Here is a 4883-nt window from a genome sequence, read left to right as displayed (position 1 = left end):
CGGCGCGCCGAGAACGAGGTTGCCGGCGCGCCGACGGGCGGGATGGACCAGGCGGCCGCGATGCTGGCCCAGGAGGGCCGAGCACTCCTGCTCGACTGCCGTGACGGTCATACCGAGCAGGTGGCGTTCGAGATCGGCGCGGCCGGCCTGTGCCTGCTCGTCATCGACACCAAGGCCCACCATGCCCTCGTGGACGGGCAGTACGGCGCCCGCCGGGCCTCCTGCGAGCGGGCGGCGGGCGCGCTCGGGATCGCGACGCTCCGCGAGATCGACCCGGCCGGGCTGGAGAAGGCGCTGACCGAATTGGTCGACCGGCTCGACACCGATGGTGAGCCCGTCGAGGTGGTCCAGCGCCGCGTGCGCCACGTGGTCACCGAGATCGACCGGGTCCGTCAATGCGCGGCCGCCTTGCGCGCGGGCGACTGGGGCGAGGCCGGGCGCCTCTTCGCGCAAAGCCACGCCTCGCTACGCGACGACTTCGAAGTCTCCTGCGCGGAACTGGATCTCGCCTGCGAGACGGCTCAGGCGCACGGCGCCCTCGGCGCCCGGATGACTGGCGGTGGCTTCGGCGGCTCCGCGATCGCCCTGGTCCCAGCGGACCGGGCCGACGCGGTGGCTGACGCGGTCATCGCCGCGTTCGCCGCTGCCGGATTCACCGCTCCTGAGCCCTTCGCCGTCATGCCATCTCCGTCGGCGCGCCGCGAGGACTGAGCAGCCGGCTTCGCGGGGGCCGTCCCGGGCACTCTCGCCCGGTCCGGCGCCGGTCGGACGGACGGTGGTATCGAGCATTCCCATCGGAATGCGAGACTTAGCGCTTGTGACCACTGGGACGCCCCTTCCTCAGTACTGCCCGCCGCCCGATGTGCTCGACGACCTCGAGCTGTTGCGGACCGGCGTGGTCGCTCCGCTGGATCGCGTTGCGCCCGGATCGATCGTCAGCCTTCGGCTGCCGGCCGACGTCGCGGGCAAGGCGCTCGCGGCCGGTGGTGTCGAGGTCGTAGACCCCGAGGGCGTGCCGGTGGCGCGCCTCGCCGCTGATGGCGGCCTGGACGAGGACAGCGAACTCGACCTCGACGCCGTGCCCGAGTGGGTCGGCGCCCCGTCGCCGCGGACCTTCGAGCGTTATTACGTCGGGCCGGCGGCCAACGCTGGTCAGTTGGAGCCAGGCGTCGTCACGGTGATCGTCGACCGCCCGATGAAGACCGACGATCTGCTCCACATCGCGGCCGAGGCCGGCAAAAGGCCCCTGCAATTCCTTGTGCTGGCCGGGCCGAGCCTGACCGCCCACTCCCCCGGTGTGGCCAGCATTCGGTCGGCCCTGTCCGCTGTCTCGCGCATGGGCCGCGGTCACGTGGTCGCGGTCCCCATGGACCGGCGGACAGTGGGCGAGAAGCGGGAGCGGGTCATCGCGGCATACGCGCCGGGGGACGTTGTCGACCTCGAGGCACCGGAGACGCCGGAGGCCCGCCACGGTCTCGTGCTCTTCTTCACCGGCCTCTCGGGCTCGGGCAAATCGACGATCGCCCGGTCGGTCCGGGACGCGATCCTCGAGGACGGCGAGCGAAGCGTGACGCTGCTCGACGGCGATCTCGTGCGCCGCCACCTCAGCGCCGGCCTGAGCTTTTCGGCGGCCGACCGCGAGACCAATATCCGCCGGATCGGCTGGGTGGCCGCCGAGATCTCCCGCCACGGCGGGATCGCGATCTGCAGCCCGATCGCGCCCTTCCGCTCGACGCGGCGGGCGGTGCGGCACATGGTCGCCGAGGCCGGGGGCGACTTCCTCCTCGTCCACATCTCCACCCCGCTCGCCGAGTGCGAACGACGCGACCGCAAGGGCCTGTATGCCAAGGCCCGCCGCGGGGAGATTGCCGACTTCACCGGCATCAGCTCCCCGTATGAGGAGCCCACCGAAGCCGACCTCGTCATCGACACCACCGGCATCACCATCGACGCCGCGGTCGAGCGGGTGCTCCAAGCCCTCCGCTTGCGCGGCCACCTGACAACGGAGGAGACCCTCGAATGGGCGATCTGATCACCGCCGACACCCCGGGCCTGCTTGCCGTCGCCTTCGCCATCGGCATCGTCGTCGGCCTGACTGGCATGGGCGGCGGCGCCTTGATGACGCCCGCCCTGATCTTCCTCGGCATCCCCCCGACGGCGGCCGTCGCTAACGACCTGGTCGCCGCCGCGGTCAACAAGTCGGTGGGCGCCGCCGTGCATTACAAGCGGGGCCAACCCAATCTGACCCTGGCCAAATGGCTGATGATCGGCTCGATCCCCATGGCCTTTGCCGGCGGCTGGATCGTGAAATGGATGCGGGACGGAGACATGGACCCCGAGACCTTCCTCAAGAAGGCCATCGGTTGCGCCCTGCTGCTCACCGCCAGCACGCTGACTCTGCGTATCTACCTCGAGATGCGCCGGGGCAACTACGACCACAATCGGCCCGACCCGCCGATCAAGCCCATCCCGACCCTGATCGTCGGTGCCGTCGGGGGCCTGCTCGTGGGCCTGACGAGCGTCGGCTCCGGGTCGCTGATCATGATCAGCCTGCTGTTGCTCTACCCCACGTTGTCGGCGCGCAAGCTCGTCGGCACCGATCTGGTGCAGGCGATCCCGCTGGTCATTTCGGCCGCCATCTCCCACGTGATGGCCACTGGCATCACGTGGAGCGTCCTGATCCCCTTGATCGTCGGTGGCAGCCCCGGGACCTTCGTCGGGGCCCGGCTGGCGAACTTTGTCTCGCAGTCGGTGCTGCGTCGCGGGATCGCCATCGTCTTGTCGCTGACCGGGCTCGGCCTGCTGAAGGTGCCGCCGGTCTGGGTGGGCATCATCGGCGCCGGCCTGCTGTTGCTCGGACCGATCGCGTGGGGCATGGTCAAGCACGCCCACGGGCGACGGGCCTTCGTCCACGTGCCGGTCGGTCGACGCACCGGAATCCGGCCACCGGACTCGGATCCGGCGCCGACCCCGAGCGCAGCCGACACCTCCGAGCGTCATTGAGGCCGCCGGCTTCGACCTAGACTTGGTCACCCCGAAACCCGACCGACGAAAGCCGAACGGCATACCTGATGGATTCTCGGACCGACGCCCAACTCGCCCACGACCTCGCCGCCGGCGCCGGGGAGGTGCTGTTGCGGATCCGGGCCGACTTCCCGGCCGACGGGGACGCCAAGGCGCTCAAGAGCGCCGGTGACCTCGGCGCGCACGACTACCTGATGACCGCGCTTGCCCAGGCCCGCCCGGACGACGCGGTGCTCTCGGAGGAGGGCCGCGACAATCTCCTGCGCTTGGATTCGGACCGGGTGTGGATCGTCGACCCGCTCGACGGCACCCGGGAGTTCTCCGAGCGTCCGCGCGATGACTGGGCCGTCCACGTCGCACTCTGGGAGCGGGGTGACTTGGTGGCGGGTGCCGTCGCCCTCCCCGCGCGCGGCCTGGTGTATGCCAGCGACCCCGCCCCCAGCGTCCCCGCCGCGAACGGCGGCAAGATCCGACTGGCCGTGAGCCGTTCGCGTCCGCCGGCCTGGCTGCCGTCGTTGGTCGAGGCGCTGGACGCCGAGTTGGTGCCAATGGGCTCCGCCGGTGTCAAGGCGATGTCGGTCCTGGACGGCTCCACGGACGCCTATGTGCACGCGGGTGGCCAGTACGAATGGGACTCCGCGGCACCCGTGATCGTCGCCCGGTCCGCCGGCCTGTTCACCAGCCGCGTCGATGGCAGCGCATTGGTCTACAACCAGCGCAATGTGCTCCTGCCCGACCTGATCGTCTGCCGGCCCGAACTCGCCGAACAGGTGCTCGCCGCGGTTGCCCCGCTTGACCTCATGGTCTGACCTGAGGGCTGCCCCGTCCCTGGGATTCGCTCTCGCGATCGAAATCTCGCCACCGGCGTCGACTTCCAGCTAAGCTCAGGCGGCAAATACTCTTGTCCTGCGATCCAAGGCCACCAATGCTGCACGAGTGCTCGGCACGTCGCCTTATCTATATTCGGAGTTCTCCGTGCCCGTTGGTGCAGTCTTGCCGTTAGCCATGCGTCTACGCTGGCCACTCATCGACGTCGCGCTGTGGTGCGGCGCGACCCTCGCAGCCGTCTTGCTCAGATTTGACTTCGAACTCGGCCATCTCCGAATGGGGGTGATCAATTTTCTTGCCGTCGCGATCGTATGTCACCTAGCTCTCGGATTCTCGGTTGGTCCATACGCCATCGGGCACGCAAACGCTTCCATCGAAGAAGCTGTCGATTTGACGCGCGTCGTGGCTATCAGTTGCTTTTCAGCATTCCTCATCAATCTCGTGACCAACCCATTATGGGTCCCTCGTTCTGTTCCACTCATCACCGGCATCTCCGCTCTCCTTGCCATGTTCGGCGCCCGTTTCATCGTCAGACTTCGTTCTACGCAAACAGCTGTAGCTAAGGACAACCGTCGAGTATTGATCTTCGGCGCTGGGCAAGGAGGGAGGCAATTGATCCGTAGCCTCGTGCGCGATCCGAATTCGAACCTCGTCCCGATCGGAATTCTCGACGACGATTCGAGGAAACGACGATGGAAAATTGATGGAGTAAAAGTTCTAGGAACGCGGAATGATTTGTCGCGAGTTGCTCACGAGACGAACGCGGAAATCCTGGCGATCGCTATTCCAAGCGCCGACTCGGCTCTGCTGCGTGAGCTTAGAGACTTGGCCGATGATAACCGATTGGACCTACGAGTTCTGCCGCGCACGCGGGACCTGCTCGGTCGACCTGGAGCTAATGATTTGCGCAGCCTGGATCTGGCCGATCTCCTCGGCCGCGGCGAAGTCGAGTTGGACGCCACCGCCATCTCTGGCACCATCGCCGGAAAGACCGTCCTCGTAACCGGCGCGGGCGGTTCTATTGGATCAGA

At 67.8% G+C, this 4883-nt stretch carries 3 protein-coding genes and 2 pseudogenes; all 5 read left to right on the top strand.

All coding sequences use genetic code 11. The annotated features are described in order from the left end of the window. Positions 1-711: pseudogene (locus PKH97_RS13665) on the top strand (galactokinase); the annotation flags it as partial. Positions 712-817: 106 nt separating this feature from the next. Beyond that, positions 818-2032 carry an adenylyl-sulfate kinase gene (gene cysC / locus PKH97_RS13660; protein ID WP_324388079.1) on the top strand — a complete coding sequence of 405 codons (1215 nt, stop codon included), beginning with the start codon at positions 818-820 and terminating at the stop codon, positions 2030-2032. Next, entirely contained in the window at positions 2020-3003 is a 984-nt protein-coding gene (locus tag PKH97_RS13655) for a sulfite exporter TauE/SafE family protein (RefSeq protein WP_324388078.1), read from the top strand. Before cysC ends, PKH97_RS13655 begins: the two co-directional genes overlap by 13 nt. Before the next feature lie 68 nt (positions 3004-3071). After that, positions 3072-3833 carry a 3'(2'),5'-bisphosphate nucleotidase CysQ gene (locus PKH97_RS13650; protein ID WP_324388077.1) on the top strand — a complete coding sequence of 254 codons (762 nt, stop codon included), beginning with the start codon at positions 3072-3074 and terminating at the stop codon, positions 3831-3833. 166 nt (positions 3834-3999) lie between these two features. Beyond that, a pseudogene (locus tag PKH97_RS13645) lies at positions 4000-4883 on the top strand (polysaccharide biosynthesis protein); the annotation flags it as partial.

The organism is Nostocoides sp., from assembly GCF_035343835.1.
GTDB lineage: Bacteria > Actinomycetota > Actinomycetes > Actinomycetales > Dermatophilaceae > Nostocoides_A > Nostocoides_A vanveenii.
The sequence above is the reverse complement of the archived record's forward strand: the minus strand, read 5'-3'. Positions and strand labels throughout refer to the sequence as shown.

What these genes read in the sequence shown, in the direction of transcription:
- PKH97_RS13655 (WP_324388078.1), top strand. Translation starts at nt 2,020, where the DNA reads ATGGGCGATCTGATCACCGCCGACACCCCGGGCCTGCTTGCCGTCGCC.
- PKH97_RS13650 (WP_324388077.1), top strand. Translation starts at nt 3,072, where the DNA reads ATGGATTCTCGGACCGACGCCCAACTCGCCCACGACCTCGCCGCCGGC.